Origin of the sequence: Pseudomonas sp. Pseusp97, assembly GCF_047304025.1 — a bacterium.
Classification (GTDB): Bacteria; Pseudomonadota; Gammaproteobacteria; order Pseudomonadales; family Pseudomonadaceae; genus Pseudomonas.
This window is the reverse complement of record NZ_JBGLYK010000321.1, coordinates 1-4,455: the sequence shown is the minus strand read 5'-3', so window position 1 is coordinate 4,455 and position 4,455 is coordinate 1. Positions and strand designations below refer to the sequence as shown.

General features: G+C 66.7%; 5 protein-coding genes. 1 reads left to right on the top strand and 4 read right to left on the bottom strand.

Annotated elements, in window-relative coordinates:
- From ACCC94_RS28010 to glyA, 4 genes are all read right to left on the bottom strand, one after another.
- The coding region (locus ACCC94_RS28010) for a 2Fe-2S iron-sulfur cluster-binding protein (protein WP_413352853.1) at positions 1–546 on the bottom strand (546 nt) is incomplete at its 3' end.
- On the bottom strand, positions 546–872 hold the full coding sequence (locus ACCC94_RS28005) for a sarcosine oxidase subunit delta (RefSeq protein ID WP_413352852.1): 327 nt from the start codon (positions 870–872) through the stop codon (positions 546–548). The genes ACCC94_RS28010 and ACCC94_RS28005, both read right to left, overlap by 1 nt.
- Positions 873–886: 14 nt before the next feature.
- A complete protein-coding gene (locus ACCC94_RS28000) occupies positions 887–2,137 on the bottom strand; it encodes a sarcosine oxidase subunit beta (protein ID WP_413352851.1) in 1,251 nt (416 codons plus the stop codon).
- 123 nt (positions 2,138–2,260) lie between these two features.
- On the bottom strand, positions 2,261–3,514 hold the full coding sequence (gene glyA / locus ACCC94_RS27995) for a serine hydroxymethyltransferase (RefSeq protein ID WP_413352850.1): 1,254 nt from the start codon (positions 3,512–3,514) through the stop codon (positions 2,261–2,263).
- A gap of 238 nt (positions 3,515–3,752) precedes the next feature.
- On the opposite strand from glyA, the gene ACCC94_RS27990 reads away from it, so the two are divergent.
- Positions 3,753–4,280, top strand: coding sequence for a hypothetical protein (locus tag ACCC94_RS27990; RefSeq protein ID WP_413352849.1), 528 nt, complete (start codon positions 3,753–3,755; stop codon positions 4,278–4,280).
- Positions 4,281–4,455 lie beyond the last annotated feature (175 nt).

Genomic DNA, 4,455 nt, shown 5'->3' with positions numbered 1-4,455 from the left:
GCCGGCGGGACCGACGCCGACGATCAGCACGTCGGCGTGGTGGTTCATCCAGTCGTAGCTGTCCGGGTCCACTTCGGTGGGCGCGCGGCCGAGGCCTGCGGCCTTGCGGATGTACTTCTCGTAGGTCAGCCACATGGACTGCGGGTACATGAAGGTCTTGTAGTAGAAGCCGGGCGGCATCAGCTTGCCGCCGACCTTGCCGAAGATCCCCATGAGGTCGTTCTGCACGTTCGGCCAGCCGTTGGTGGCGGTCGCCACCAGGCCGTTGTACAGGGCCTGCTGGGTGGCGCGCACGTTGGGCACCTGGGTGGATTCGCGCGAGCCGATCTGCAGGATGGCGTTGGGCTCTTCGGCGCCGGCGGCGACGATGCCGCGCGGACGCGAGTACTTGAAGCTGCGGCCGAGGATGTCGACGCCGTTGGCCAGCAGGGCGGCGGCCAGGGTGTCACCGGCGAAGCCCTGGTAGCTCTGGCCGTTGAAGCTGAAGGTGAGCGGCTTGTTGCGGTCGATGCGACCGCCACGGGACAGGCGATTGATCTGGCTCATTAGGCCTTCTCCACGGCGGGCTGGACGGCGGATTTCTTCTCGGATTCGGCGGTGATGCTCGGTTTTTCGCCGATCTTGTAGGTTTCCAGGATTTCGTAGGTCACGGTGTGGCGGGTGACGTTGAAGTACTGGCGGCAGCCGGCGGCGTGCACCCACAGCTCGTGGTGGATGCCACGCGGGTTGTCGCGGAAGAACATGTACTCGCCCCACTCGGCGTCGGAGCAGGCGGACGGGTCGAGCGGGCGCGGGATGTGCGCCTGGCCCTTGGCGTGGAATTCCTCTTCGGAACGCAGCTCGCCGCAATGGGGGCAGAAGATATTCAGCATGTTTGTTGCCCTCTTTAGTGAGCTACGGCTGCGGCGCCGTGTTCGTCGATCAGCGCGCCGGTGTGGAAGCGTTCGATGGAGAAGGGCGCGGCCAGCGGATGCGGCTCGCCCTTGGCGAGGGTTGCGGCGAAGACGTTGCCCGAGCCGGGAGTGGCCTTGAAGCCGCCGGTGCCCCAGCCGCAGTTGAAGAACAGGTTCTGCACCGGGGTCTTGCCGATGATCGGGCAGGCGTCCGGGGTGGTGTCGACGATGCCGCCCCACTGGCGGTTCATGCGCACCCGCGAGAGCACCGGGAACATCTCGACGATGGCCTGCAGGGTGTGCTCGATCACCGGGTACGAGCCGCGCTGGCCGTAGCCGTTGTAGCCGTCGATGCCGGCGCCGATGACCAGGTCACCCTTGTCCGATTGGCTGATGTAGCCGTGCACGGCGTTGGACATGATCACGCTGTCGATGATCGGTTTGAGCGGCTCGGAAACCAGCGCCTGCAGCGGGTGCGATTCGATCGGCAGGCGGAAGCCGGCGAGCTTGGCCATGTGCCCGGAGTTGCCGGCGGTGACCACGCCGACGCGCTTGGCGCCGATGAAGCCGCGGTTGGTCTCGACGCCGATGACCACGCCGTCCTGCTTGCGGAAGCCGATCACTTCGGTCTGCTGGATCAGGTCCACGCCCAGGGCGTCGGCCGCGCGGGCGAAGCCCCAGGCCACGGCGTCGTGACGGGCCACGCCGCCGCGACGCTGCACGGTGGAACCCATGACGGGGTAGCGGGCGCTCTTCGTGCAGTTCAGGTAGGGAATCTCCTCGGCCACCTGCTGCGCGTTGAGCAGCTCGCCGTCCACGCCGTTGAGGCGGTTGGCGCTGACGCGGCGCTCGCCGTCGCGCATGTCCTGCAGGGTATGGCAGAGGTTGTAGACCCCGCGCTGGGAGAACATGACGTTGTAGTTGAGGTCCTGGGACAGGCCCTCCCACAGCTTCATGGCGTGTTCGTAGAGCAGCGCCGACTCGTCCCACAGATAGTTGGAACGCACGATGGTGGTGTTGCGTGCGGTGTTGCCGCCACCCAGCCAGCCCTTCTCGACCACCGCGACGTTGGTGATGCCGTGCTCCTTGGCCAGGTAGTAGGCCGTGGCCAGGCCGTGCCCGCCGCCGCCGACTATGACCACGTCGTAGACCGGCTTGGGCGTGGGCGTGCGCCACATGCGCTGCCAGTTCTCGTGGTGGCTCAGGGAATGCTTGAACAGGCCGAAGCCGGAGTAGCGTTGCATGGGGTGCTCCTGAAATCTCTAGTCGCGGCGTCTTCCCTGTAGGAGCGAGCCTGCTCGCGAACCGCCTCGCAGCGGGGCTGGTTCGCGAGCAAGCTCGCTCCTACAAGAGCCTTGCCGGGAATCTCAACGGTAAACCGGGAAGTCCGCGCACAGGCCCGCGACCTGGGTCGCCACCTTGGCCTCAACGTCGGCGTCGCCCAGGTGGTCCAGCACATCGCTGATCCAGCCGGCCAGTTCGCGGCACTGGGCTTCCTTCAGCCCGCGGGTGGTCACCGCCGGGGTGCCGATGCGGATGCCGGAGGTGACGAACGGGCTCTGCGGGTCGTTCGGCACGGCGTTCTTGTTCACGGTGATGCCGACGCGGCCCAGGGCGGCGTCCGCTTCCTTGCCGGTCAGGCCCTGCTTCACCAGGCTGATCAGCATCAGGTGGTTGTCGGTGCCGCCGGATACCACGTCATAGCCGCGATCGATGAACACCTTGGCCATGGCCTGGGCGTTCTTGATCACCTGGGCCTGGTAGTCCTTGAAGCCGGGCTCCAGTGCTTCCTTGAAGCACACCGCCTTGGCGGCGATCACGTGCATCAGCGGGCCGCCCTGGGCGCCGGGGAAGACGGCGGAGTTGAGCTTCTTCTCGATCTCTTCGTTGGAGCGAGCCAGGATCAGGCCTCCGCGCGGGCCACGCAGGGTCTTGTGGGTGGTGGTGGTGACCACGTCGGCGTAGGGCAACGGGTTCGGGTACAGGCCGGCGGCGACCAGGCCGGCGACGTGGGCCATGTCGACGAACAGCAGCGCCCCGACCTTGTCGGCGATGGCGCGGAAGCGCGGGAAGTCGAGGATCTTGGAGTAGGCGGAGAAGCCGGCGACGATCATCTTCGGCTTGTGTTCCACGGCCAGGCGCTCGACTTCGTCGTAGTCGATCAGCCCGGTGTCGGTGTTCAGGCCGTACTGCACGGCGTTGTACAGCTTGCCCGAGGACGACACCTTGGCACCGTGGGTCAGGTGGCCGCCGTGGGCCAGGCTCATGCCCAGGAGGGTGTCGCCGGCATTCAGCAGTGCCAGGTAGACGGCGGCGTTGGCCGAGGAGCCCGAGTGCGGCTGGACGTTGGCGTAGTCGGCGCCGAACAGTTGCTTGGCGCGGTCGATGGCCAGCTGCTCGACCTTGTCCACGTGCTCGCAGCCGCCGTAGTAACGCTTGCCCGGATAACCTTCGGCGTACTTGTTGGTCAGCCCGCTGCCCTGAGCCTGCATGACGCGCTTGCTGGTGTAGTTCTCCGAAGCGATCAGCTCGAGGTGGTCCTCCTGGCGCGCTTCCTCGGCATCCATCGCCGCGAGCAGTTCGTCGTCATAGCCCTGGATCTGGTCTTGCTTGCTGAACATCGCTGTCTCCCTGCGGCGCTTTGGAGCGCCATGGCTGGTGCGGGACGCAAGTGGCCCCCTTGGGAGCGATGGTATGACTGGCCCCGTCCGACCAGATGCCTGCGCACGCCGCGGGTAGGTGCGTTTGCGACATGCCGTGAAAGGTGTAAAAGCGACCACGTGCGTGGAATTGCACGTGACGGCTGGTCAGAATGCGACATGCTCGCGCCAGGACGGCGCGGCCTGCGGAGCGGTATTGATGAAGCGTTTCTTTTTCCTGGGTTCGCTGGGGCTGAGCCTGCTGGTGCCGGGAATGTCGGCCTGGGGCATGTCGCGCCTGTTCGACGGCGACGCGCGGGTCTGGGTGCAAGGCCGGACGCTGTGCTTCGGCGGCGCGGCGTTCAAGTCGCCCGGCCTGTTCTTCAACCGCACGCTGCAGGTGGATGAGCGGCAGGTGGCGGTGTACTCCATCGAGGTCGCGCGCGAGCCCTACGAGCCGTTCTGGTCCTCGGCCAGCATCGAGCCCACCCTGGGCGTGCCGCTGCGCAGCGATACCTGCTTCGCCTACGGCCAGGCGATTCCCGGCTTCCGCGAGAAAACCCCGGCGCGGCCGCTGCAGCCCGGCCTTTACAACATCACCCTCGGCGGGCACGACAGCGCCGGCGATGGCCAGCGGGCGACCTTCATGAAGACCTTCTGCCTGGAGGCGCGGGGCGCCGGGGTGGCGGTGGTCGATGCCGGCTACGACGACCGGCAGGGGCGCTGGGTCTGCAAACCGTCGCAATGAAGCTGCCGATAGGAACCATCCGGCCAAGGGACTAAACTGCGCCTCTTCGAAATGCGAGGACGCCATGAACCGCTCCCTGACTCTGCTTTCCGCCCTGCTGCTCACCGCGACGCTGCAGGGCTGTGGTGACGACAGCAAACCCGCCAAGGCCGAAGCGCCCGAGGCCGCCGGCACC